This window comes from Caulobacter sp. SRI_008 (assembly GCF_057586355.1).
In genome coordinates this window covers 72,258-96,197 of sequence record NZ_JBYCZS010000011.1, presented here as the reverse complement: position 1 = coordinate 96,197, position 23,940 = coordinate 72,258, and the positions used below count along the sequence as shown (strand labels likewise).

26 protein-coding genes are annotated in these 23,940 nt (G+C 68.4%); 12 read left to right on the top strand and 14 right to left on the bottom strand.

Annotated features, from left to right (window positions below; genetic code table 11):
- The first annotated feature begins 82 nt into the window (after window positions 1-82).
- Both AC2YHT_RS11795 and AC2YHT_RS11790 read left to right on the top strand, forming a co-directional pair.
- On the top strand, window positions 83-490 hold the full coding sequence (locus AC2YHT_RS11795; protein ID WP_487289930.1) for a hypothetical protein: 408 nt from the start codon (window positions 83-85) through the stop codon (window positions 488-490).
- Window positions 487-684 carry a helix-turn-helix transcriptional regulator gene (locus AC2YHT_RS11790; protein WP_110133292.1) on the top strand — a complete coding sequence of 66 codons (198 nt, stop codon included), beginning with the start codon at window positions 487-489 and terminating at the stop codon, window positions 682-684. The genes AC2YHT_RS11795 and AC2YHT_RS11790 overlap by 4 nt, the downstream gene beginning before the upstream one ends.
- Before the next feature lie 125 nt (window positions 685-809).
- On the opposite strand, the gene proB is transcribed toward AC2YHT_RS11790, so the two are convergent.
- Together proB and obgE are read right to left on the bottom strand one after the other, a co-directional pair.
- Window positions 810-1,943 (bottom strand): glutamate 5-kinase, encoded by a 1,134-nt coding sequence (proB, locus tag AC2YHT_RS11785; protein WP_487289928.1) that lies wholly within the window; start codon window positions 1,941-1,943, stop codon window positions 810-812.
- The gene (obgE, locus tag AC2YHT_RS11780; RefSeq protein WP_487289926.1) at window positions 1,940-3,001 is read right to left on the bottom strand and encodes a GTPase ObgE; all 1,062 of its coding nucleotides are present in this window, start codon (window positions 2,999-3,001) and stop codon (window positions 1,940-1,942) included. Before obgE ends, proB begins: the two co-directional genes overlap by 4 nt.
- 215 nt (window positions 3,002-3,216) lie before the next feature.
- Between obgE and AC2YHT_RS11775 the strand changes: the two genes are divergently transcribed.
- Window positions 3,217-4,176 carry a hypothetical protein gene (locus AC2YHT_RS11775; protein WP_487289924.1) on the top strand — a complete coding sequence of 320 codons (960 nt, stop codon included), beginning with the start codon at window positions 3,217-3,219 and terminating at the stop codon, window positions 4,174-4,176.
- Between the two features lie 169 nt (window positions 4,177-4,345).
- On the opposite strand, the gene AC2YHT_RS11770 is transcribed toward AC2YHT_RS11775, so the two are convergent.
- The 5 genes from AC2YHT_RS11770 to AC2YHT_RS11750 form a co-directional block, all read right to left on the bottom strand.
- Complete coding sequence (locus AC2YHT_RS11770) at window positions 4,346-5,353, bottom strand: glycoside hydrolase family 43 (RefSeq protein WP_487289922.1); 1,008 nt, start codon at window positions 5,351-5,353, stop codon at window positions 4,346-4,348.
- Between the two features lie 217 nt (window positions 5,354-5,570).
- Window positions 5,571-6,104: a GNAT family N-acetyltransferase gene (locus AC2YHT_RS11765; RefSeq protein ID WP_487289920.1), complete on the bottom strand. Its 534-nt coding sequence runs from the start codon at window positions 6,102-6,104 to the stop codon at window positions 5,571-5,573.
- Window positions 6,105-6,328: 224 nt separating this feature from the next.
- A complete protein-coding gene (rpmA, locus tag AC2YHT_RS11760) occupies window positions 6,329-6,598 on the bottom strand; it encodes a 50S ribosomal protein L27 (RefSeq protein ID WP_110119187.1) in 270 nt (89 codons plus the stop codon).
- A gap of 78 nt (window positions 6,599-6,676) precedes the next feature.
- Complete coding sequence (rplU, locus tag AC2YHT_RS11755; RefSeq protein ID WP_487289918.1) at window positions 6,677-7,189, bottom strand: 50S ribosomal protein L21; 513 nt, start codon at window positions 7,187-7,189, stop codon at window positions 6,677-6,679.
- Window positions 7,190-7,359: 170 nt separating this feature from the next.
- Window positions 7,360-8,073, bottom strand: coding sequence for a hypothetical protein (locus AC2YHT_RS11750; RefSeq protein WP_487289916.1), 714 nt, complete (start codon window positions 8,071-8,073; stop codon window positions 7,360-7,362).
- Window positions 8,074-8,164: 91 nt separating this feature from the next.
- Between AC2YHT_RS11750 and AC2YHT_RS11745 the strand changes: the two genes are divergently transcribed.
- Both AC2YHT_RS11745 and AC2YHT_RS11740 read left to right on the top strand, forming a co-directional pair.
- Window positions 8,165-8,794, top strand: a complete 630-nt coding sequence (locus tag AC2YHT_RS11745; protein WP_110119192.1) for a hypothetical protein — start codon at window positions 8,165-8,167, stop codon at window positions 8,792-8,794.
- A gap of 36 nt (window positions 8,795-8,830) precedes the next feature.
- A complete protein-coding gene (locus AC2YHT_RS11740) occupies window positions 8,831-9,961 on the top strand; it encodes a CobW family GTP-binding protein (protein ID WP_487289914.1) in 1,131 nt (376 codons plus the stop codon).
- Window positions 9,962-10,136: 175 nt separating this feature from the next.
- Here the strand turns inward: AC2YHT_RS11740 and AC2YHT_RS11735 are convergent, their stop codons facing one another.
- The 3 genes from AC2YHT_RS11735 to AC2YHT_RS11725 form a co-directional block, all read right to left on the bottom strand.
- Window positions 10,137-10,730 (bottom strand): CC0125/CC1285 family lipoprotein, encoded by a 594-nt coding sequence (locus AC2YHT_RS11735; protein WP_487289912.1) that lies wholly within the window; start codon window positions 10,728-10,730, stop codon window positions 10,137-10,139.
- A 114-nt stretch (window positions 10,731-10,844) separates the two neighbouring features.
- The gene (locus AC2YHT_RS11730) at window positions 10,845-11,486 is read right to left on the bottom strand and encodes a LysE family translocator (protein ID WP_487289910.1); all 642 of its coding nucleotides are present in this window, start codon (window positions 11,484-11,486) and stop codon (window positions 10,845-10,847) included.
- A 103-nt stretch (window positions 11,487-11,589) separates the two neighbouring features.
- A complete protein-coding gene (locus tag AC2YHT_RS11725; protein WP_487289908.1) occupies window positions 11,590-11,994 on the bottom strand; it encodes an MAPEG family protein in 405 nt (134 codons plus the stop codon).
- Between the two features lie 174 nt (window positions 11,995-12,168).
- Between AC2YHT_RS11725 and AC2YHT_RS11720 the strand changes: the two genes are divergently transcribed.
- On the top strand, window positions 12,169-12,369 hold the full coding sequence (locus AC2YHT_RS11720; RefSeq protein WP_110119204.1) for a KTSC domain-containing protein: 201 nt from the start codon (window positions 12,169-12,171) through the stop codon (window positions 12,367-12,369).
- 191 nt (window positions 12,370-12,560) lie between these two features.
- On the opposite strand, the gene AC2YHT_RS11715 is transcribed toward AC2YHT_RS11720, so the two are convergent.
- The 4 genes from AC2YHT_RS11715 to AC2YHT_RS11700 are packed head-to-tail and all read right to left on the bottom strand — an operon-like array spanning window position 12,561 to window position 16,170.
- Window positions 12,561-14,420 carry a flotillin family protein gene (locus AC2YHT_RS11715; protein ID WP_487289905.1) on the bottom strand — a complete coding sequence of 620 codons (1,860 nt, stop codon included), beginning with the start codon at window positions 14,418-14,420 and terminating at the stop codon, window positions 12,561-12,563.
- Between the two features lie 46 nt (window positions 14,421-14,466).
- Window positions 14,467-15,081, bottom strand: a complete 615-nt coding sequence (locus AC2YHT_RS11710; RefSeq protein ID WP_110119208.1) for a YqiJ family protein — start codon at window positions 15,079-15,081, stop codon at window positions 14,467-14,469.
- A 5-nt stretch (window positions 15,082-15,086) separates the two neighbouring features.
- Window positions 15,087-15,662, bottom strand: a complete 576-nt coding sequence (locus AC2YHT_RS11705) for a PspA/IM30 family protein (RefSeq protein WP_487289903.1) — start codon at window positions 15,660-15,662, stop codon at window positions 15,087-15,089.
- A 10-nt stretch (window positions 15,663-15,672) separates the two neighbouring features.
- Complete coding sequence (locus tag AC2YHT_RS11700) at window positions 15,673-16,170, bottom strand: hypothetical protein (protein WP_487289901.1); 498 nt, start codon at window positions 16,168-16,170, stop codon at window positions 15,673-15,675.
- Window positions 16,171-16,552: 382 nt separating this feature from the next.
- Between AC2YHT_RS11700 and AC2YHT_RS11695 the strand changes: the two genes are divergently transcribed.
- Genes AC2YHT_RS11695 through AC2YHT_RS11670 form a run of 6 tightly spaced genes read left to right on the top strand, consistent with a single transcriptional unit; the run spans window position 16,553 to window position 23,897 of the window.
- Window positions 16,553-18,955: a TonB-dependent siderophore receptor gene (locus tag AC2YHT_RS11695; protein WP_487289899.1), complete on the top strand. Its 2,403-nt coding sequence runs from the start codon at window positions 16,553-16,555 to the stop codon at window positions 18,953-18,955.
- Between the two features lie 19 nt (window positions 18,956-18,974).
- On the top strand, window positions 18,975-20,312 hold the full coding sequence (locus AC2YHT_RS11690) for an MFS transporter (protein WP_487290046.1): 1,338 nt from the start codon (window positions 18,975-18,977) through the stop codon (window positions 20,310-20,312).
- A 15-nt stretch (window positions 20,313-20,327) separates the two neighbouring features.
- Window positions 20,328-21,392, top strand: coding sequence for an LLM class flavin-dependent oxidoreductase (locus AC2YHT_RS11685; RefSeq protein ID WP_487289897.1), 1,065 nt, complete (start codon window positions 20,328-20,330; stop codon window positions 21,390-21,392).
- A complete protein-coding gene (locus AC2YHT_RS11680; protein WP_487289895.1) occupies window positions 21,389-22,021 on the top strand; it encodes a cysteine hydrolase family protein in 633 nt (210 codons plus the stop codon). The genes AC2YHT_RS11685 and AC2YHT_RS11680 overlap by 4 nt, the downstream gene beginning before the upstream one ends.
- The gene (locus AC2YHT_RS11675; protein WP_110119218.1) at window positions 22,021-23,406 is read left to right on the top strand and encodes a zinc-binding metallopeptidase family protein; all 1,386 of its coding nucleotides are present in this window, start codon (window positions 22,021-22,023) and stop codon (window positions 23,404-23,406) included. Before AC2YHT_RS11680 ends, AC2YHT_RS11675 begins: the two co-directional genes overlap by 1 nt.
- A complete protein-coding gene (locus tag AC2YHT_RS11670; protein ID WP_487289893.1) occupies window positions 23,406-23,897 on the top strand; it encodes a flavin reductase family protein in 492 nt (163 codons plus the stop codon). Before AC2YHT_RS11675 ends, AC2YHT_RS11670 begins: the two co-directional genes overlap by 1 nt.
- Window positions 23,898-23,940: the final 43 nt, after the last annotated feature.

Below are 23,940 nucleotides of genomic sequence, written 5' to 3'. Positions count from 1 at the left end.
GTCGTGTTTTCCCGACATTATGTCAGGTTGACATGACATTTTGCCCGTGTGAGGTTTGCCTTACATCAACGGGAGGCGAGCCATGCTGGCCATCGGCAAATTCCAGACCTCGGCGCAGAAGCGCTACACGATCCGCATCATGGCCTTCACCATCCCCTATGTGCTGGTCAACATGGGCGCGATCTTCGGGGCCTTCGACGAAGTAGGCGCCAACCCTGTCGCCGCTTGGCTGCTGGCCCTGGTGGTGGCCGCGCCGGTGGTCGGACAGATCTGGGCGCTGCTGGCGTTGATGGCCGAGTCCGACGAGTTCGTGCGCGGCCTTCTGGCGCGCCAGTTCATCATCGCCGCGGGCCTGGCCATCGCCCTGTTCACCGGCTGGGGTTTCGGCGAGAGCTACGCCCACGCCCCGCACGCCCCGGGCTGGCTGATCCTGCCGCTGTTCTGGGCCATGTTCGGCCTGACGGCCGTCTTCGTCCGGAGCACCCGTTGAAGAACCGCCTGAAGCTGCTGCGCGTCGAGCGCGGCTGGACCCAGGAGCAGCTGGGCCAGGTGCTCAACGTCTCGCGCCAGGCGGTCAACGCCCTGGAGACCGAGAAGCACGACCCTTCGCTCGATCTGGCCTACCGCATCGCCGCCGTGTTCGAGCGGCCGATCGAAGAGATCTTCGAGAACCCGCATCGGTAAGACGTCTCCCTTCCCCCTTGATGGGGGAAGGGCCGGGGATGGGGGTGATGCGGCGGCTCAGCCGGCAAGGCTGCTGTCACCCCCACCCAACCCTCCCCCATCAAGGGGGAGGGCTAAGCTGATGATCAGCCGCCCACCGCCAGGTCGTCCGCGTGGATCATCGGGCCTTCGGTGAAGCCCAGCTCCGCCTCGATGGCGTCGCTGCGCAGGCCGGCGATCTTGTGGGCGTCGGCGCTGTCGTAGCGGACCAGACCCCGGGCGACTTCCTGGCCGGTCTCGTCGCGGACGCGGACGGCGTCGCCCTTGTCGAACGGACCCTCGACTGCGCGCACCCCGGCGGCCAGCAGGCTCTTGCCCTTGGCGAGGGCCGCGGCGGCGCCGGCGTCAATCGTCACCCAGCCCTGGGGGGCCAGCGAGCCGGCGATCCAGGCCTTGTAGGCGGCGGCGGGCGAGGCCCCGGCCTCGATCAGGGTGGCGGGCGCGCCCTCCTCGATGGCGGCCAGCGGATGCGGGCGCGAGCCCAGGGTGATCAGGGTGGCGCAGCCGGCGGCCCGGGCGATGCGGGCGGCGGCGATCTTGGTGGCCATGCCGCCGGTGCCGACCCCGGCCGAGGCGTTGGCGCCCTCGGCCATGCCGGCGATCTGCGGGGTGATCTCGCTGACGCGGGCGATGTGGGTGGCGGTCGGGTCGCGGCGCGGATCGGCCGTGTAGAGCCCGTCGATGTCGGACAGCAGCACCAAGAGGTCGGCGCCGGCCAGCTGGGCGACGCGCGCGGCCAGGCGGTCGTTGTCGCCGTAGCGGATCTCTTCGGTGGCCACCGTGTCGTTCTCGTTGACCACGGGAACCACGCCCAGCGACAGCAGGGTCTCGACCGTGGCGCGGGCGTTCAGCCAGCGGCGGCGGATCTCGGTGTCGTCGCGGGTCATCAGGATCTGGGCGACGCCGACGCCGTGCGGCTCGAACGCCTCCTCCCAGGCCCGCATCAGCAGGCTCTGGCCGGCGGCGGCGGCGGCCTGCTTTTCCGGCAGGGTGGTCTTGCGGCCCGAGAGGCCGAGGCGTCGGCGACCCAGGGCCCCCGCGCCGGACGAGACCACGACCACCTGCTTGCCGGCCGCGCGCAGGGCCGCGGCGTCGGCGCAGAACGCTTCGAGCCAGCCCTTGTTGGCGGCGCCGGTGGCGGCGTCGACCAGCAGGGCCGAGCCGACCTTGAACACGATCCGCCGGGCCTGGCCCAGCGGTCCCCCGACCCCCAGGTTCACGGCCGCCAGCCCCCCGGCGTCTCCTCGATCGGCCCTTCGTCCTCGTCGTCGGGAATGACCTCGCCGCGACGCTCGCGCACCTGGCGGTAGGCGGCCCGCAGCAGTTCGGTCACGCCCTGGCCCGAGACGCCCGAGACCAGCATCGGCCGGACGCCGGCGGCGTCCTCCAGTTCGGCGATCTTCTCGGCGAGGGTCTCCTCGTCGAGGGCGTCGATCTTGTTCAGAGCCAGGATCTCGGACTTGTCGGCCAGTTCGTCGCCATAGGCTTCGAGTTCGCCGCGGATGGTGGTCCAGGCGCCGACGATGTCGTCCTGGGTGGCGTCCACCAGGTGGATCAGGGTGGCCGAGCGCTCGACGTGGCCCAGGAACCGGGTGCCCAGGCCCGCGCCTTCCGACGCGCCTTCGATCAGGCCGGGGATGTCGGCCAGGACGAAGCGCTCGCTGGTCGACAGGTCGACCATGCCCAGGTTGGGCGTCAGGGTGGTGAAGGGATAGTCGGCGATCTTCGGCTTGGCGGCGCTGGCGGCCGCCAGGAAGGTCGACTTGCCGGCGTTGGGCAGACCCACCAGGCCGACGTCGGCGATCAGCTTCAGCCGAAGCCAAAGCCAGCGCTCTTCGCCCTCCTGGCCGGGATTGGCCCAGGTGGGGGCCTGGTTGACCGGACCCTTGAAGTGCAGGTTGCCCCAGCCGCCGTTGCCGCCCTTGGCCAGCTGCACGCGCATGCCGGCCGTGTCGAGATCGACGATCAGGGTTTCCTTGTCCTCCTCCAGCACCTCGGTGCCGACCGGGACCTTCAGCAGGATGTCGTCGCCGGCCGCGCCATGGCGCTGGCGACCCATGCCGTGCACGCCGGTGCCGGCCTTGAAGTGCTGCTGATAGCGGTAGTCGATCAGGGTGTTCAGGCCTTCGACGGCCTCGATCCAGATGTCGCCGCCGCGACCGCCGTCCCCGCCGTCGGGGCCGCCGTATTCGATGTACTTCTCGCGTCGGAAAGACACCGACCCGCCGCCGCCGTTTCCGGAGCGGATGAAGATCTTGCATTGATCCAGGAATTTCATGGGCGTCTTTTGTCTCAACACGGGTTTCGCGTCGAGTAAAATGGACTTGGCGCAACCTCGAGAAAGTGCGTTCGGACGCTTCCCGTGTCGGGATTGCGACAAACAAACGCTGCCTTGAACGCTGTTCGGTATCGTGACGAAATGTTAAACGTACGGGTGCGACAAACGGTCCCGGGGCGAAAATTCTCTATTTCTCGTGGAGGGGGAGGCTGACGTTGTCGACGGATGCGAACGTCAGAGGCGAACTGGATCAGGATCTCAAGGATCTGACTCTGCAGACGCTTTGCCGCAAATACGCCGGCGAGGCCTCGATCCATCGCAACATCCTGATGAGCCGCGGCACCGGCGTGACCGGCACCTGGCGCGACTTCCGCGCCTTCCTCGGCGACATCGGCACCCGGCCGTCCGAAAACCATGTCCTGGTCCTGATCAACCGGCTCGAGCGCACCTACGGACCCGGTCGCGCCCGCTGGATGACGCCGGAAGAGCAGGCCGCGCACGAGGCCGATTTCGATCGCCTCCAGGCCGAGAAGAAGCGCGAGGCCCAGAAGATCGAGCACGAGGCCGCCGCCATCCGCCGCGCCAAGGCTCCCAACGCCCCCAATTTCGGCCAGTTCACCCCGATGGGCGGCCAGCAGGTCAGCTTCACCGACGTCGCCAAGAAGCTGAACATCCCGGTCGCCGCCCTGTCGAAGACCATGGCCGGCGGCCGCAGCGCCGACGAACTGGTCAAGCGCGCCGCCAGCGCCGCCGAGGTGATCAACCAGGAAGCCACCTGGCTGCCGCCGGATCCGACCCGCAAGGCCAACTTCTTCGAGGCCTTCCGCATCTGGCACATGCAGGTGCAGCCGCAGTTCAGCCGCGCGGCCACCCCGACCTTCCTGTTCCTCTACATCGCCCTGCCGGTGATGAAGGAATGCCGTGACGAGCTGGTCGATCTCGACCTGTGGAACCCGCTCGGCCAGCGCGCCATGAACGCCCGCGACAGCCACATCTCGTGGAAGAAGTACTGCGAGTTCATGCCCCGGGCGCAGGTGGCGATGATGGAAATCCCGATCTACGCCACCTATTCGCTGCTCAGCGACCTCGACGCCTTGTGCGAGCGGATCGTCACGGCCGAAAAGCGCTTCCGCGAAGGCCCGCAGAAGGTGATCCACACCCACCGGGCGGCCTGACCTGGTCCTTCTCCCTCTTGCGGGAGAAGGTGGCGGCGAAGCCGACGGATGAGGGGTCTATCAAAAGTCAGACGCCGCGAAAGCTGATCGGCTTTCGCGGCGTTTCTGTTCGTGCAACCCCTCACCCGACCCGCTTCGCGGGCCACCCTCTCCCGCAAGGGGAGAGGGATCATTTGGGCCTCTTAAGCCCCTTGCTCACGACCGCCTCGCGGTCCACGGCCAGCCAGCCGTCCACCACCTTCAGTTCGCCCAGCTGGATCACCGTGCGCTGGTTCCAGATCGGGTCGGTCTTGGCCTCGTCTTCCTTGCCCTGGCCGACGAAGTAGTAGAGCAGCGCCCGGCCGTCGTTGACCACGACGTCGGGGTGGTGGCCAAGGTCGCGGTCGGTGGGCGCCGCGCCCGGCTTGTCGAGGAGGAAGCCCGGCTGGCGTTCCCAGGTGACGGCGTCCTTGGACCGCAGCACGGCCAGGCCCTTCCAGGCGTCGGCGATCATCCACCACGAGCCTTCGAAGAAGAACACCTTGGGGCCCTCGCCGGCGAAGTCGGCGACGAAGGTCGGCTGGCGGGTCCAGGTCTTCAGGTCCGGGCTGTCGGCGAAGAAGATGCGGCTGTTCTTGCGCTCGTCCTTGAACCACAGGCGGTAGCCGCCCTGCGGGGCCTTGATGACGCCGGCGTCGATCACCCGGTCCGAGCCGAGGTCGAGGGTGTCGGCGCAGCTCCAGGCCTTCAGGTCGGTCGAGGTCAGGTGGACGATCTTCGCGCCGGCTTCCGGCAGGTTCCAGCGGTGGAAGATCCCCGGCACCACGGTCAGGAACATGTGGTGGACGCCGTTCTCGGTGAAGATCTCCGGCGCCCACAGGGTCTCGCCGGTGCAGGCGGCCGGGATGTTGGCCGTGCCGGCATAGGTCCAGGACAGGCCGTCCTTGGAAGTCGCCACGCCGATGGCGGTGGCGTGCAGCCAGGCCACGTCCTTGGGGTCTTCCAGCTTCAGCGTCGCGCGGCGGTTGGTGTAGAACATCCGCCAAAGCTTGTCCGATTTGTCCCAGGCGATGGCGACGTCGGCCGCGCCGTCGAACACCGGGTCGCGATAGAGGGGCTTCTTGGCCTCGGCGAAAGCGGCGGCGGGCGCCGTAAGGGCCAGGGCGAGCGCCAGACCGGCCAGAACGCGACGATGCATGATGCCTCCCATATTATGGGCATGCATTCTACATGATGTGCCCCTCTACCTCCACCTCCCGTCATTCCCGCCCTTGTGGCGGGAACCCCTCTGTCAGCCGCAAGGGCGGAAGGGGCGGACTGCTAAGCAGTCCGCCGGCTCTTCACGTGCGAGCGGAAGCAGGGTTTCCCGCCACAAGGGCGGGAATGACGGGAGTGTGGGGGAGGGCGGGCCACCCTCAGGCCAGCCACACCATCATCCGCGTCGCCACGCTCGCCCCGCGCGACACCGAGGGCTTGTCCTCGACGACGCCCGTATAGAGGAAGCCGGCCTTGACCAGCACCTGGCCCGAGGCGGGGTTGTCGGCGAAGTGGCCAGCGACGACCAGCTTGCGACGCCAGTCGTGCGCGGCCCAGGACAGGCCGCCCTGCAGGGCTTCGGTCGCCAGGCCCCGGCCCCAGAACGGCCGGCCGATCCAGTAGCCGACCTCGAGCCGATCGTCCTCGTTGGGGAAGAAGCCCAGCACGCCGACGACGCCGGCGTCTTCCAGCTCGATGGCGAAGGTGGCCGCGCGGCTCCAGTCCTGCGACTGCACGCGGGCCACGAACTCCTCCGCGTCGCCCAGGGCGTAGGGCCAGGGCATGCGGGTGGTCATCTTGGGGATGGCGTAGTCAGCGCCCAGGCTGGCGATGCGCGGCGCGTCGGACATGTCCGGAGCCCGCAAGGTCAGCCGCCGCGTCTCGATGACGGGGCTTCTTTCGATCACGCACATGGCGCGTCTCCCTTTCCCGGTCCTTCTTCACGCCGAGGCCGTCGCTCCGACAGGCCTCAGATAGTGCGGGACCGTGACGCTCCAATTGCCATGGTGGGGCTATTTCGTGGAGCGTGGACAAAACAAAAGCGGGCAGTCCGGCGTCCGGACTGCCCGCTTCGTATTCGTCGCGTCCGGATCGTCTTCTTTTGGAAGCACGATCCGAAGGGAGACTTCTGATCGTACTATTCGGCGGCCTGGGCCACCGGGGCCACGGTCACGTAGGTACGGTTGTTCTTCTTGGTCACGAAGCCCACGGCGCCCTGCACGAGAGCGAAGAGGGTGTGGTCCTTACCGATGCCGACGTTGGCGCCCGGGTAGAACTTGGTGCCGCGTTGACGCACGAGGATGTTGCCAGCGAGAACCTTCTCGCCGCCGAACTTCTTTACGCCAAGGCGCTTCGATTCCGAGTCGCGACCGTTGCTCGACGAGCCGCCAGATTTCTTGTGAGCCATGATGCTCTCCTAATCTTCGACCTGGTTTCCGCGAGCGGACCTGGGTCAGATCAATTCCAAAAAAGACCCTGGCGGATCTTAAGCTTCAGCTTCCGGAGCTTCCGAAGCCGCGGCCTTCTTCGGCGCGGCCTTCTTCTTCGGAGCGGGGGCGGCTTCGGCCTTCACCGGAGCTTCCGGGATGGTGGCCGGCACGGCGGCGTCGCCGAGGCCGCGGGCGCGGGCGTCGAGGATGACCTTCGGGGTCAGGTCGATCGCGCCTTCCCACTTGGTTTCCTTGCCGGCGCCCGAAACCGACGTCACGCGCAGGACCGACTCGGTCTGGCGGTGACCGCGGGTGCGGCGGTAGCCCTGACGGCGGATCTTCTTGAAGATCTTCACCTTCTCGCCCTTGCGGGTTTCGATCAGGGTGGCGTTGACGACGGCGCCGTCAACGGTGGGGGCGCCGACCGTCACGGCCTCGCCTTCGCCCAGCAGCAGAACTTCGCCGAACGCGACTTCCGCGCCAGGTTGACCGTCGAGCTTCTCGACGACCAGCAGGTCGCCGGCTTGGACCCGGTACTGCTTGCCGCCGGTTTTGATGACCGCGTACATAGGTTAGCGCCTTAAATAACGTGCTGTTCGCAAAATAACGGAACGCCCGCGAGGAGACCCGGCGGGCGAGAGGGGCGCACTTATAGCGCCGAAAGGCTGTGAGTCAACGGCCAAGGACGCCTCTCAAGCGCTTGACGAGATTCAATATGCGGCCCTGCAACAGGCGGGGGTCAGTCGGCCGTGGCGCTTTCGATCAGGGCGGCCTCGACACGCCAGGTTTCGTCCTCGGGGACCTCGAAAAGCAGGGCCTCCAGCCGTTCGCGGACCGCCGGACCCCGCAGCCAGAGCCGCACGGCCAGGGCCTCGGGATGAGATTGGGTCGGAGCGTCGCGATCGGAGCGGAAGGCTTCGGATCGGACCGCCTCGACCAGTTGCAGCCCCGCGTCCACCGACGTGGCGGCCAACCAGTCCTGCAGAAGCGGCGAAACGGATTCGCCCAGTTCGCCCAGGCCGATCAGCCACGGCTCCGGGGTGGCCTGGTCGAGCGCCTCGCCGATCGCCTGGCGCGCGGCGGCCGTGAAGACGCCGATCACCGCCGCCCGCTCGTCGCGCGGCCATGTGTGGAAGTCGCCATAGACGATCTTTCTAGCGAGACCTTCGGGATCGGTTCCCATGTCGCCGCAGTCATTCTGGGCGGCGAGTTCGAGAAGCCGAGGCAGGAAGTGACGATAATCCCTGTCGTCGCCGACCGTGGTCATGGCCTTGCCGGCGTAATAGCTGATCCGCTCGGAATTCAGCTCGCGCAGCGGTGCGGAGGTCAGGTCCGCCAGGATGCGGTCCGGGTCGCGCGCCGGCGCGGCCTCCAGCCGGCCGGGGCGGCGGTAAGCGGCGAACACGTCATAGGCGGCGTCGATGGCGGCTTGCAGTTCCGGACCAGGCGTCATGGCCACGCTTCTACCACCGCCAGGCGAGGCAAGCAGCCGTCGGCGCACGAGTCCTCTGGCTCGTTATTTTGTAACAGGCTATAGCGCGGGCGTGACGTCCGCCTTCTTCGCCTCGATCGCGGCCACCGGCTTTATGGTGGCCTTCCTGCATGCGGCCCTGCCAACCCATTGGCTGCCGTTCGTGCTGGTCGGCCGCGCGCAGAAATGGTCGGCGGCGCGCACCTTGAGCGTCACCCTGCTGGCGGGCCTGGGCCACGTGGCCCTGACCATCCTCCTGGGCCTCTTTCTGGTGATCGCGGGCCTGGCGCTGGAGCCCAAGCTGGGCGGCCTGTTCCACTGGGTGGTCGGCGGGCTGATGGTCGCCGTCGGTCTCTTCTATATAGCGCGGGGCCGCCACAGCCACGGCCTGCCGGAAGCCGGCCGCAAGGCCTACACTTCGGACCGGGCGGCGATCATGGCCCTGGTGGTGCTGCTGACCCTGTCGCCCTGCGAGGCCTTCCTGCCCTATTACCTGGCCGGGATGAAGCACGGCTGGGCCGCGTTCCTGCTGCTCAGCGTCGTGCTGCTGGCGGCGACGGCGGCGGGGATGCTGCTGTTCACGGGCCTGAGTCTCGCCGGCGTGCGCCGCCTGAACCTCGACTGGCTGGAGCGCTACGAGGAGACCATCCTTGGCGCGGCCCTGGTGCTGGTCGGCCTGGCGGTGGCGTTCCTGAAGACCTGACTTTCGCTTCCGCGTCCGGCCCCCTAAATAGCGGCCATGACCCAGACCGCTTCCGCCCCCGGCAAGATCCCCGTCACCGTGCTGACCGGCTATCTCGGCGCCGGCAAGACCACGCTGCTCAACCGCATCCTCACCGAGGAGCACGGCAAGCGCTACGCCGTGATCGTCAACGAGTTCGGCGAGGTCGGCATCGACAACGACCTGGTGGTCGGCGCGGACGAAGAAGTGTTCGAGATGAACAACGGCTGCGTCTGCTGCACGGTGCGCGGCGACCTGATCCGCGTTCTGTCGGGCCTGATGAAGCGCCATATGAGCATGAAGGGGGGCGGCTTCGACGCCATCGTCGTCGAGACCACGGGCCTGGCCGATCCCGGCCCGGTGGCCCAGACCTTCTTCGTCGACGAGGACGTCAAGGCTCGCACCTATCTCGACTCGGTCACCGCCCTGGTCGACGCCAAGCACATCATGCTGCGGCTGTCGGACAGCAAGGAAGCGGTCGAGCAGATCGCCTTCGCCGACCAGATCGTGCTCAACAAGACCGACCTCGTGGACGAGAACGACCTGCGCCACGTCGAGGCGCGGATCCGCAAGATCAACCCGCTGGCCCCGATCCACCGCGCCCAGCGCTCGAACGTTCCGCTGAGCGCCATCATCGGCAAGCACAGTTTCGACCTGGAACGGATCACCGAGCTGGAGCCGGATTTCCTGAACCCCGGCCACGGCGAGCCGGGCCACGTGCACGACGAGCACTGCGGCCACGATCATGGTCACCATCACCACGACCATGACCACGTGCATGACGAGCACTGCGGTCACGACCATCACCACGGTCATGATCATGGGCACGACCACAAGAGCGACATCCACGACGACGGTGTGAAGGGGATCTCCCTGACGCTCGACAAGCCGGTGGACGGCCAGAAGATCACCGTCTGGCTCAACAACCTGCTGGCCGCCAAGGGCGTCGACATCCTGCGCGCCAAGGGCATCATCGACGTGAAGGGCGAGGAGCGCCGCCTGGTGTTCCAGGCCGTGCACATGATCCTGGAAGGCGACTTCCAGCGTCCCTGGACCGACAAGGACAACCGCTACAGCCGCATGGTCTTCATCGGCCGCGACCTCGACGAAGCCGAGCTGAAGAAGGGCTTCGAGGCCTGCGTGGCCTGAGCCTGATCCCTCTCCCCTTGCGGGAGAGGGTGGCCTCCGAAGGAGGTCGGGTGAGGGGTTGCACGTACAGAAACGCCGCGACAGCTGATCGGCTGTCGCGGCGTTTTGCGTTTGAGAGACCCCTCATCCGTCGGCTTTCGCCGACACCTTCTCCCGCAAGGGGAGAAGGAAAGGATCAGCCGGCCGGAGCGCGTTGAATGCTCGGCTCCAGGTTCTTGACGATCTCGCGGGCGTCGTAGGCGCGGGGGTCGCCCGAGGGCTTGGAGCCCTTGTGCAGGACGATCTCGGCGCTGGCCTCGAACTTCTCGATCGTGCGGATCTCGGCGCGATTGGCGAAGAAGGGGTCGCCCCAGAACGGGTCCCAGGCGCGCCAGCCGCCGTAGCGGGGGCCGTAGTAGCGCCAGGACGGACGCCAGGCGCCGTACGGATAGCCGTAGCCGAAGCCCGGCCGCATGAACGGATCCTCGTCGATCACGGTGCGGGCCGTGCGGTCGGTGCGGCGGTCGGCCGTCTCGAACCAGTCGTAGCCCTGCTGCACGGTCAGCTCGGCGGCCCGATAGAGCAGGTAGCGCTCGACGGTCTCGCGGCCGGTCAGGCTGTTGCCGGCGAAGGTGACGCGATAGCGGTCGCCCTCGAGGCGGAGTTCGGAAAAGCCGCCGGACGCCTTCTGGCCGGGCGCGGCGGGCTGGTAGGGGGTGGCCGTGGCGCAGGCGCTCAGCGCGGCGGCCACCGCCGCGATCGCGAGCCACTTGACCTTTTTCTGGGACATGGCGCGCTCCTTTGCGACAACTCGTTACTCCCGTACCGTAACGGATGGCGCAGCTTTACGGTTTCGCCAAGGCGATCCGTTTCCAAAAGCGAAAAAAGGGGCTTACCCGCGGCCCTATCCGCGAAGGACGATCAGGCAGGCCGCGCCGATCAGCAGCGCCCCCACCACCAGGCCGAAACCCTTGCGGAAGGACGGCTCGTTCATCCACGTGGCCAGGGCCGCTCCGCCCAGGCCGTAGGCGCTCATGCTGATCAGGTCCATGCCGATGGTGGCGCAGGCGAACATGATCAGCTGCGGGACCAGTGGGCGGTGGATGTCGATGAACGGCGGCAGCACGCCGGCGAAGAACACCAGGATCTTCGGATTGGCGATCTGCACGGTGAAGCCGTCGCGGAAGGCCGAGCGGCCGGTCGAGGTCCGCACCGCCGCCAGGGCCGCGCCCTCGCCGGCGGCCGGCTTCAGGGCGCCGATGATCGACTTGATCCCCAGCCAGACCAGATAGGCCGCGCCGGCCATGGCCAGCACGTGGAAGGCGGCGGGGAAGGCGGCGATCAGCGCCCCCAGGCCCAGGGCCGCGGCCACGAACCAGCACAGGCTGGCGCTGTTCATCCCCACCACGCCCAGCAGCGCCGCGCCCTTGCCCTTCTCCATGCCGGTGGCGATGGCGAACAGGTTGGCCGGGCCCGGCGTGATGGCCATGACGAACATGGCCGCCAGGAAGGCGCTGTAGCGGGCGGGATCGACGGGCAGGACCATGAGCGGGGCTATAGGCCAGGCGGAGCGTTCCCTCAATTTCTTCCAGCCTATCCGCCCGTCATTCCCGCCCTTGTGGCGGGAATGACGGGAGAAGAGGAGGTGGTTACATCCCCACCGTAACCGCCACCCAGATCACGCGGCCCAGCGCGCCCAGCAGCAGGACGAAGGTCGCCAGGCCCTGGATGGCGAAGCCCAGGCCGCGCTTCTTGGGATCGGCCGTGTAGCTGAGCGCATAGATGATCCGGCCGAGGATCCACACCACGCCCGCCGCGGCGGCGAACAGGTCGTTCCAGTAGATGGCGAACAGCCAAAGCGACGGCAGGAAGATCGGCAGCCATTCCAGGGTGTTGGCCTGCACCCGCACATGGCGTTCGAGATCGGGATCGCCGGTCATGGCCGGGGCCTGGATGCCGGTGCGGCGACGCGCGCCGCCCACCCGCAGGATCATCCAGATGTAGCAGATCAGGGCGGCCAGCGTGACGATGGCGACCAGGGCGTGGGTTTGCATGGCGTGTTCTTCCCCCTTTTGACGCGGCTCAAGGCGGCGCGCGCGGGGGGAGCTTAAGCGTATTCAGGGTTGAAGCTCAAAGCCGCGAGGGCCAAGGCGGAACCGGCCGCCGCGTCCATGCGCTTTCAGCTTCGAAGACACCCGTCCGAACCCTTCTCAGGAAAGGTCTCGCGCATGCTCGTGAATTCCACCGCGATCCGAGCGATCGACTACGAGCCCGAACACGGCAAGCTGATCGTCACCTTCATCGACGGCGACGAGTACGTCTATGTCGGGGTGCCCGAACGGGTGACCGCCGCCTTCACGCGATCGCGGTCGAAGGGGCGGTTCTTCCAGCGGATGATCAGGGACCGGTATCCGTACAATCGGATCTGATCGACCTTCCCGCCAACGTCCCCCCGGTCGTCATCCCGGAAAGCGCGTAGCGCTTATCCGGGACCCAGGAGACTGGACGCCGCATTTTGACAGGGCGCCCTCACGGTAGCCGGCGTATCGCGGCGGCCCCTGGGTCCCGGCTCTTCGCTGCGCTTCGGCCGGGATGACGATTTAGAGCGAGAAGAGCGCCCTTACGCCTCCTCCTCCCCTTCTTCCTCAGCCTCTTCCTCGACAGCTTCCACCGGCGCGGCGATGGCGGCGGGCTTGGCCTTCTTGCCGCGACGGGGCGTGGGCGCGTCCTCGACCACGGCGGTCAGCGGCGGGGCCTCGGACAGAGGAGCGGTCAGGCCCGACAGGGCGCCGCCGTTCAGGCCCACCTCGGCCATCAGCTGGTCGAGCAGCGGGGCCTGGGCCCGATAGCGCAGGGCGCCGCTGACCACCTGGTCGGCGAGGTTGCCGCCGCCGTTCGAACCGCTGCCCGAGTCGTTGGCCGCCCCGCCGGTCGCGCCGTTCAGGCCGTCGACCTGGACGATGCGGATCGAGTCGATGGCCTCCAGCGGCTTCACCGACTCGGCGATGATCCGGTCGAGGTTCTCGATCAGCTTGATGCGGATGGCCATGGCCACCTGGTCGGCCGACAGCAGGTTGGCGGCCTTGTTCAGGGCCTCCTGACCGGAAGCGTCGACGGCGTAGCGGACGCGGGCGGCCTCGGCGGACAGGCGAACGGCCTGGGCCTCGGCTTCGGCGCCGATGCGGGTCTTGTCGGCCGCGCCCTTGGCTTCTTCGCGCAGGGCCTCGGCCCGGTCGGCGGCGGCGGTCTTCTCGGCCTCGGCGGCGATCTTGACGGCGATGGCCTCGCGCTCGGCTTCCTTGGTCGCCTCGATCAGCTCGATGATCTTCTGGCGGTCGGCGGCCTCGCGTTCGCGGACGGTCTTGACCTGTTCCTCGGCGGCGACGGCGAGGGCCAGCGCCTTGTCGGCGTCGGCCTGGGCCTCGGACTGGGCGCGCGACTTCTCGGCGACGGCGATGGCGCGGTCCTGCTCGGACAGCTCGATGGCCTTGGCCTTTTCGATGGTCTGGGTCTCGACGGCGCGTTCCTTGGCGATCTCGCGCTCGCCCAGTTCCTGCTCCACGGCGATGCGCTGCTGGGCCACGGCCCGGTCGGCCTCGATCTTGGCGGTCTCGATCTGCTGCTGGGCGGCGATCTTGGCGCCCTCGGCCTCGCGCGACTTCTCGGCTTCCTTCTGCGAGACCTCGGCGGCCTGGGCGGCGCGGCGGATGGCCAGTTCGCGCTCCTGCTCGAGCTTGGCGTATTCCTCGTCGCGGCTGATCTCCAGCGTGCGGCGCTGGGCCTCCAGGTTCTTGGTGCGGATCTGCACCTGGGTGTCCTGCTCGATGTCGTTGCGCAGCTTCTTGCGCAGCTCGATCTCCTCGGTCAGCCGCGTCAGGCCCTCGGCGTCGAAGGCGTTCGAGGGGTTGAAGTATTCCATGGCGGTCTGGTCCAGGCCCGTCAGCGACACGGTCTCAAGCTCCAGGCCGTTCTTCAGCAGGTCTTCGGACGAGACCTGCTGCACCTTCTGGACGAAGTGGGTGCGCTGCTCGTGCAGCTCGGTCATGGTCAGCTCGGCGGCCACCGAGCGCAGGGCGTCGACGAACTTGCCCTCGACCAGATCCTTCAGCTGCTCGGGGTGCATGGTGCGCTGGCCAAGCGTCTGGGCGGCGCTGGCGATGGCCTCGGCGCTGGGCTGCACCCGCACATAGAACTCGGCCAGCACGTCGACGCGCATGCGGTCCTTGGTGATCAGGGCCTGTTCGGCGCTGCGGGCCACGGCCAGGCGCAGGGTGTTCATGTTGACGGGGATGGTCTCGTGGAACACCGGCAGGATCAGCGCCCCGCCGTTCATCACCACCTTCTCGCCGCCGAAGCCGGTGCGGACGAAGGACGTCTCCTTGGAGGCGCGCTTGTAGAGGCGGGCCAGGATCAGGCCCAGGATCAGCAGGCCGAGCAGGCTGCCGCCGGCGATGACGCCGATTTCGATCAAGGCAGGCATGTGGGTAACCCCCGAAGTTTGGATAAGCGAAAAAGGGAGGAAGGGATCAGCGCTCGCGCAGGGCGTCGCTTTCGTTGCGGATGGCCAGGAACCGGGCGCCGGCGTTGCGGACGATGATGACGCTGGTCCCCTGGTCGAAGGTCTCGCCGTCCTCGTCGGGCTCGACCATCACGTAGTGGGCCTGGCCGTGGGCGTCGCGCACCCGGGCCTGGGCCGGCGAGCCGACCTTGGCCTGGCCGGTGACGATGGTGGCCACGCGCCCGACCAGGGTCTCGCGCGAGACGGCGGTGGTCTCGTCGCCGGGCAGGATGCGGGCCAAGAGGCGCCCCAGAACCCGGGTGAAGGGCAGGGCGACGGCGCCGGCCAGCGGGCCGGCGATCCAGATCGGCGCGGGATGTTTGAACACGCCGGCGATCAGCTGCTGCAGCACGAGGCCGAGCGTCCCGAAGGCGAACAGGAAGACGACGATGATCATCAGCAGCGGCAGGCGGCCGACGTTCAGCCAGCCCAGCAGCGAGGGATGATCCAGGTCGTGCCCGTCGAGGCCGTCATGGCCCAGGCCCGCGCCGAGGCCGGCGGCCTCGACCGCGCCGATCAGCAGCATCAGCAGCAGGGCCGCCAGGAACAGGGTGTTGCCGTCGGCGGCGAGGAAGCTCCACATCGCGGTCAGCCCTCCTGCCTGGCGGCGCGCAGGGCGGCCAGGCGCTCCTCCACCCGGTGGCGGCGGGTCAGGCGCTCAAGTTCGGAGAGCTTGGCGCCCTGGGCCAGTTCGCCGTCGGTCGGCGGTCTGGGCGCCTTGGCGCGGGCGGCCGACAGGTCGGTCAGGTCCTCGGCCATCTCGCGGCGGGTGGCCTGCAAGGCGGCCAGATAGCCTTCCAGCTCGGCCTGGCGCTGGGCGGCGTCGGCGACGGCGGTCTCCAGCACCGGAACCTGGGCCTCGATGTCGAGCTGGTGTTCGAGGGCGGCGCGGATCAGGTCCTCGCGGTCCTGCGAGAGGGCCAGTTCGATCTGGGCCGACAGGTCGTCGTGGCGGCTGGACTGCTCGGTCAGGCGTTTGGCGGCCAGATGCCGGGCGGCGATGGCGCGGCCGAGCTCGGCGCGCACCTCGTCGACGGCCTGGTCGACCTCGCGCAGGGCCTGCTGGCCCAGAGCGTCGGGCATCACCTCTTCCAGGGCGTCGATCAGGGCGTGGGCCCCGCCGCTGACGATGCGGCCCACCCGGGCGCGAAGGGAATCTGCCATCGGGTCCTCGTCAGGCGCTCGCCGGGCGGTCGGCCGCGGCGGTGATCAGGCGGGTCAGCTCGCCCAGGGCGGCGACGCGGCGGGAGACGATCGTGGGATCGTAGGCGGGGGCGCTGGGGGTGACGCCCCAGCGCAGCATCTGCTCGGTCAGGCGGGCGGCGGCGTCGACGAGCCGCGCCTCGTGCCGGGCCAGAGCTTGCGGATCGCCGCCTGCCAGCTCGGCGGGGGCGGCCAGCAGCACGGCCAGCAGCTCCTCGACGGCGGTGGTCAGGGCCAGGGCGACGGTGGAGTGACGGTCGCTGGCCAGCTCGGCCGCGCGCAGGGCCTTCAGGGCCGGGGCGGCGATGTCGTGGGCGGCGGCCAGGGCGGCGTCCCAGGTGGCGGGCGTCTGGGCGCGCTGGCGGGCCTGGCGGATCAGGCCGCGCACCTTGTCGCTGGCTGTCACCGCCCCCTCCAGTTCGAGACCGGCGAGGAAAAGGGCGTCCTCCTCGGACAACCTGACGCTCAAGGGTGTGTTCAGCGCGACCATGGATAGAAACGTGGTGCGTTGTAAGACGTTTGTAAACAGCTGAGCCGTTCGCCCGCGGATTACATTTTCGTCAGGCTCTACCCGGGCTGTCGGGAGCGACCGGTAGATCGGATCGCCAAGGCCTGGCTTCAAGGCCGCTTGAGTCTCGGTCTCGTTCGCCCTGGATCAAGTTTTCTGGTCCCGCCGTGGGCGAAAGCCGCGCAGGGCGGGGCAAATCCTGGGCGACCCGAACATTTTGAGTGAAATTACAGATGCGGCTCCGGACGTCCGGAACCGGTGAGGCGATGGTTTCTCCAAGAGGTGTCGCCCCTGGGGATAACCGCCGAGGGCGGAAGGTGCGACGGCCTCGAACGAGGACGTCATGTCGAACCAACGGATGTTGCTGGCGGGCTGCTCCGCCGCCGTTCTGCTCGCTCTGGCCGGCGCCGCTCACGCGGCCGAGCCCGATCCTGTCGCCGCGCCGGACGCCGTCGACGAGATCGTCGTCAAGGCCCGCGACAAGGCCGGCCTGATCGAGAAGCAGCCGAACAACACCGTATTCGGTCTCGACAAGCCGCTGATCGAGACGCCGCGCTCGGCCAGCTTCGTCTCCGACCTGACCCTGCAGCGCTACGGCATCGAGACCATCGACGGCCTGACCGCCGTCTCGCCCGGCACCTACACCGCCAGCTTTTACGGCGTGCCCGGCTCGCTCAACATTCGCGGCACTCTGGCCGAGAACTACTTCCGCGGCTTCAAGCGCGTCGAGAACCGCGGCACCTACTCCACCCCGATCGGCGCCGCCGAGCAGATCCAGGTCGTGCGCGGTCCGCCGACCCCGATCTACGGTCCCGGCAAGGTGGGCGGCCTGCTGAACTTCATTCCGAAGTCGGGCAAGAACGAGGGCGGCTATCTCTCCGAACCCACGGGTGAGGTGACGGCCACCTACGGCAGCTACAATCGCAAGAACGCCACGGCCCAGGTCGGCCTGCCCGTGTCGTTCGGCGACGTGGTCGGCGGCGTCTATCTCTACGGCGAGGCCGAAGACAGCCACAGCTACTACCACGGCATCTATCCCAAGCGGCAGACGGGCGAAATCTCGGCCGACTTCGACCTCGGGAACGGCTGGAGCACCGCCATGGGCGCGATGCTCTACCACTCCGACGGCGACGTGCAGACGGCCGGCTGGAACCGCCTGACGCAAAGCCTGATCGACAACGGCACCTACATCACCGGCCGCGACACCAGCCTGACCGACAGCGACGGCAACGGCCGCCTGACGCCCAACGAGATCGGCTACTACCCCTACGCCGCGTCGATGTACCTGGCCTATTACGGCTACCCGGCCAGCGACGCACTGCACACGCTGGACACCGGGGTGGGCATGACCAAGCTGTCGCCGCGCACGGTCTATGTCTCGTCGGCCGACTTCTCGAAGACCCGCACCAACACCTTCTACTGGGACCTGGCCAAGGATCTCAGCGCCGACAGCTCGATCAAGCTGCAGCTGTTCTACGACGACCTCGAGAACAAGCGCTTCTCGTCCTACGGCTATCCGGCGTGGTTCGACAGCAAGGTCTGGGAAGCGCGCCTGACCTACAACATCGACCACGACTTCCTGGACGGCGCGGTCGAGACCAAATCGTTCGTCGGCGCCTCCTACCGCGACTTCGACGGCCGCCGCCGCGAAAGCTACAACAGCGGCATGATCGCGCTGGACCGCCGCGATCTCTCCTACGGGGCCACCGCCACCGACATCCTCGGCAGCCCGTTCAACGCCGGGGACGGCGTGCAGTGGGAGAACGACAACTCCAGCCAGTGGAGCGATGTCGGCGTCTTCTTCACCAGCGACATCATGATCGGCGGCAAGCTGAACCTGATGGTCGGCGGCCGCTACGACGACTACGACGTCACCTCCAACGACACCGGCTACCTGTCCTACACGATCGCCGGCGTGCAGAAGGCGTCGAAGGGCAAGTGGACCTACACCGCCAGCGCCACCTACAAGCTGCCGCTGGGCCTGATGCCCTACATCACCTACGCCGAGACCTCGTCGCTGGAGATGAGCCAGGCGGGCGACATCGCGCCTGGTTTGGTCAACAACGGCACCTGGCTGTCGGACGGCGACCTGGCCGAGACCGGCGTCAAGTTCCAGTGGCTGAACGGCACGCTGATCGGCTCGCTGGCCGGCTACCGCCAGAACCGCACCCAGCTGACCGGCATCGCCGGCACGGTCACCGGCACCCGCGCCAAGGGCGTGGAGCTGGAAGTGCGCTACCTCGCTTCGGAGCACTTCAGCTTCACCTTCTCGGGCAACAGCCAGCACACCTCGGTGAAGGGTCCCGATACCTCGTTCCAGTACATCCCGGCCTGGGCCGCGGGCGTCTCGGGCGCCAACGGCTTTGGCGGCTCGTACGTGGTGTGGAGCTACAGCAGCGTCGTCGGCGCCGGCGACTACGACTACACCCTGATCCCCAAGTCGGTGGTCAGCCTGTACGGCTCCTACACGTCGGACGCCTACGACTGGGGCAAGGTCGGCGGCACGCTGGGCGTGACGCACGTGACCAAGACCTCGGGCGTGCTGCCAGGCGCTGTGGTCTATCCGGCCTACGCCGTGGCCAACGCCAGCGCCTACTACGAGTACGGTCCGTACACGGCCACGCTCAACGTCGATAACCTGTTCGACAAGCTCTACTTCACCCCCGACGCCGACACCTACGCCAACCTCGGCGCGCTGCCCTCCAAGGGCCGCGAGTGGCGAGTGACCCTGTCCCGGAAGTTCTAGTTCCCCTGCGGCGCGCCCGCTGCAACGGGCGCGTCGCTCCAACCTTGCGTGGAGCCCTGCGATGTCGACTTCCCCCTGGCGCGCCTGGCTGATCCTGTCGGTCTTCGCCCTGCTGCTGTTTCTGATCACCGCCTCGACCTTCTCGTCGCTGGGGGTGGTGCTGCCGGCGATGATCAAGGAGCAGGGCTGGGGCTTCGGCCCGGCCTTCACCGGCTTCACCCTGCTGGGGGCGTTCTGCGGCGGCTCGTCGTGGCTGCCGGCCCTCTTGATCCGCAAGCTCGGCGTGCGGCCGACCATCCTGGCCGGCTCGGCGGTGATGGTGGCGGGCTTCTCGTGCCTGGCGGCGACGCCGGGCCTCTACGTCTATCTGTTCGGCACGGCGCTGCTGGGCGTCGGCTACCAGATGATGGCCCTGATCCCCGGCACCCACGTGCTGGGCATGCTGTTCAAGAAGCGCGCCCTGCCGTTCGGGATCTATTTCACCGTCGGCTCGCTGGGCGGGGTGGTCGGGCCGTGGATGGCCCTGTCGGGGATGGAGATCGCCGGCGGCGCCTGGCGGCCCTACTGGTGGATGCAGGCGGCCGCCTCGCTGGTCGTCGGTGTTCTGTGCACCGCCCTGGTGGGCGGAAAGGCCTGGCTGGACGCCGCCGCCGCCGAGACCGACAAGGCCGTCGCCGAGGATGTCGAGAACGCGCCGGCCAACACCCGCGTCTACCGCACGGCCGTCGACTGGACCGTGAAAGAGGCCGTCCGCACCCCGCAGTTCTGGGTGATCCTGGCGGCCTATTTCGCCCACCTGCTGGGCGGGGTCACCGCCGTCAGCCTGGCCCCTAGCCACTTCGGCGAGCTGGGCGTGCCGATGACCATCGCCATCTCGGCGATCAGCCTGGAATCCCTGATGCAGGTGGCCGCGCGCCTGGGCGGTGGTCTGGTCGGCGACCGGATCGATCCGCGCTGGCTGCTGGCGGGCGCGCAAGGCGTCATGGCCGTCGGCCTGCTGGCCCTGACCCACGCCACGACCTGGCCGCTGATGATGCTGTTCGCCGTCGGGGTGGGCATCGGCTTTGGCATGACCGTGCTGGCCGTCAGCATCCTGCTGCTCAACTACTACGGCCGGAAGAACAATCTCGAGCTCTTCTCGCTGGTCTGCCTGGCGGGCGCGGCCTCGGCCCTGGGGCCGGCGATCGGCGGCTTCATGCGCGACCAGCTGGGCGGCTTCGCCCCGGCCTTCCAGGTCTTCGCCGCGGTGATCGGCGTGATCTTCGTCGCCGCCCTGTTCATGCGCCCGCCGCGCAAGGCCGCCGAGGCCGAGCCGATCGGCGAGCCCGTTCCCACCCTTCTGCAAGACGCCGCGTAATCAAGGATGTCCGCCATGTTCCACAGCCCCTCCAAGCACAAGGACTTCGGAGTCTTCCTGCCGGTGGCCAACGGCGGCTGGATCATCTCCAAGACCACGCCCACCCTCGACGGCCTCTACCAGAGCAACAAGGCCGCGGCCGTGGCCGCCGACCAGGTCGGCATGGACTTCGTCATGTCGATGGGCAAGTTCCGCGGCTTCGGCGGCGAGACCGATCACTGGGGCACGGCCCTGGAGTCGGTGACGATGATGGCCGGCATCGCCGAGGCCACCAAGAACGTCCGCATCTGGGCCACCATCCACCCGCTGCTGCAGAACCCGGCCGTGGCGGCCAAGATGATCGCCACGCTGGACCACATCAGCGGCGGCCGCGCGGGCCTGAACATCGTCGCCGGGGCCTATCGCGGCGAGTTCTCGCAGATGGGCGCCTGGGATGACGCCCTGACCCACGACGACCGCTACGTCCTGACCGAGGAATGGACCCAGATCGTCAAGCGGCTGTGGAGCGAGGACAGCGTCGATTTCGACGGCCGGTTCTTCACGATGAAGGACTGCCAGTCCAAGCCCAAGCCCTTGAGCCGTCCCCGTCCGGAGCTGGTCTGCGCGGGCATGAGCGACCGGGGCTTCCAGTTCTCGGTGCGCGAGGCCGACGTCTGCTTCATCGGCGGCCGCACGCCGGAAGAGCGCCGCGACGCCAGCCGCCGGGCGAAACTGGCCGCGCAAGGCATGGGCAAGACCATCAAGACCTACGCCATGTGCACCGTCGTCCACGCCGAGCGCGACGCCGGGGCCGAGGCCCTGGTCCAGCGCTACAAGGACGGGGCCGACATGGGCGCCATCCTGGCCATGCTGGAAAGCTGGGGCGTGCCGGCCGAGAAGCTGTCGAGCGTCGCGGCCCAGCAGGGCGCGTTCATGACCCACACCGTGGTCGGCTCGCCCGCCACCTGCGCCGAGCAGATCCAGGCCTTCGTCACCGACTGCGAGCTGGACGGGCTGATGCTGATCTTCCCGGACTATGTGGAAGGCTTGTCGATGTTCGGCTCGGAGATCCTGCCGGGCCTGCGCTCGGTGTTCTCGTGAGCGACTTTCCGGCCTGGATCGCGCCCAGCCGCACGGCGCTGGCGGTGATCGACATCCAGGTCGACTTCGCCTCGCCGGACGGCCTGCTGGGCCAGTACGGCGTCGACATGGGCATGGCCGCGCCGGCCGTGGATGCGGCGGCGGCGCTGGTCGCCGTCGCGCGGGAAGCGGGCGTGCCGGTGGTGTTCGTCGGCCTGTTCACTTCGCCCGACACCGACAGCCCGTCGTGGAACGAGCGCATGCGCCGTCGCGGCGGCGATCCCGACAGCGAGGCGGCCCTGTGCCGCGCCGGCCAACCCGGCAGCGCCTTCTATGGTCCGCAGCCCGTCGAAGGTGAACTGGTGGTGGCCAAGACCCGCTACAGCGGCTTCGTCGGCACCGACCTCGATACGAAGCTGAAGGCCATGGGCGTCGATACGCTCGTGGTCTGCGGCCTGACCACCGAGTGCTGCGTGGCCGCCACCGCCGCCGACGCCTTCGACCTCGACTACCATGTCTTCGTCGCCGCCGACGCCTGCGCGGCCTACGAGCCCGACCTGCACGAGGTGGCTCTGAAGACCATGGCGCTGAACACCGCGATCCTCACCGACAGCGTCGAGGTCGCCAAAGCCTGGAAGGAGGCCGCGTGATGGCCGACGGGTTCGCCAACATCCCGGGCGTCGCCGCCCCTTACACGGTGACGGAAGCCGACCGCGCCGCCATCGCCGCGGCGATCAGCGAAAGCGAGATCGTCGAGCTGGCCCTGACGCTCGGCAACATCCCCGCCCCCTCGGGCAAGGAGCTGGAGGTCGCGACCTACGTCTACGACTGGATGGCGCGCGAGGGCTTCTCGCCGCGCAAGGTGGGGGCCACGCCCGAGCGTCCGAACATCATCGGCACGCACGGCGGCAAGGGCGTGGGCAAGAACCTGCTGTTCACCGCCCACCTCGACACCGAGGCGCCGACCTGGAACCCCGATCTCGACGCCTACAAGTACAGCCCCTCGACCCTGGCCAATCCCGAGTGGGAGAAGTGCTGGCTGGAGGACGGCAAGCTCTACGGCTATCCGATCGCCAACGACCGCGGGCCGATGGCCTGTTTCCTGATCGCCGCCAAGGCGCTGAAGGCCGCCGGCTACGAGCTGGCCGGCAAGATGTATCTCACCGCCTGCCCCGGCGAGATCGGCCCCGAGCCGATCGAGGAGCATCGCGGGATCGCCTATATGGGCAAGGACATCGGCGCCCACTACCTGTTCCACCACGGCGGTGTCGCCCCCGACTACGCCATCGCGGCCGAGGGCTGCGACTTCGGCCTGACCTGGGTCGGCTGCGGCTATGCGGTGTTTCGGATCACGGTGTGGGGCGAGGGGGTGTTCACCCCGCTGCTGACCCATCCGGCCACGGCCGCCGAGCATCCCAACCCGCTCTATAAGATCGGCAAGCTGACCGAGGCCATCCACGCCTGGAGCGGCGAATGGGAGAAGGCCAGCCTGTACGAGAGCCCCGGCGGCACGGCCCAGCCGAAGTCGCAGCTGGCCTCGATCCGCGGCGGCATCCCCTACGCCTTCGGGGCCGGCACCGAGCGGGTGAACCTCTATCTGGAAGTGGGCCTCAACCCCCGCCAGCGCGTGGCCGACATCCAGCATTCGCTGGAGGCCATGGCGCGCAAGACGGGCATCGCCGGGATCGAGATCGAGCCGGTGGTCGTGCGCCACGGCTTCGAGGCCGATGCCGCCGAGGTGGCCCCGCTGGTCGGGGCCGTGGACGTCGCCACCCAGCTGTCGCTGGGCCATCCGGTGGCCAAGGCCGCACCGGTCTATTCCAGCATGTGGCGCGACCACAACGTCTTCAACATGCACCGCATCCCGGCCATCACCACGGGCTTCGCCCGCTGGCGGCCGACGCCGAAGGACCTGGTGGACAGCGCCCTGGTCTACGCCCTGACGGCGCTCGCGGTCTGCGGCCGTGCCGAGACGGGCGAGGCGGCCAACCGCGCCCCGCCGGTCTATGGCGACAACCCGTTCGGGGGCGAGTGATGGGCGCGGCCCTGGCCCAGGACGCCGATCCGGCCCTGTTCCGCAAGGCCATGGGCGGCTTCGCGGCCGGCGTGACGGTGGTGACCACGGCGCTGGACGGACAGCTGTCGGGCACGACGGTCAGCGCGTTTTCGTCGCTGTCGATGGACCCGCCGCTGGTGCTGGCCTGCCTGAAGCGCGAGAGCCGCACCCTGGCCGCCGTGCGCGAGGCCGGAGTGTTCTGCGTCAACATCCTGGCCGCCGACCAGGGCGAGCTGGCCTACGCCTTCGCCAAGTCGGGCTGCGACGACCGCTTCGCCCTGGCCGCCCTGGAGCCGGGCGCGACCGCCGCCCCGGTGCTGGCCGGCGGCGTCGCGGCGGTCGAATGCGAGCTTCACGCCGCCCACGACGGCGGCGACCACGAGATCCTCGTCGGCCGGGTCGTCTCGGTCCGCATCGACGAGTCCAAGCCGCCGCTCGTCTATGTGCGCGGCCAGTTCCTTAAATCCTGAGCGTGGCAGCCGAAAGTGTGAGCGGTTTCGGCGCCTGCCACGC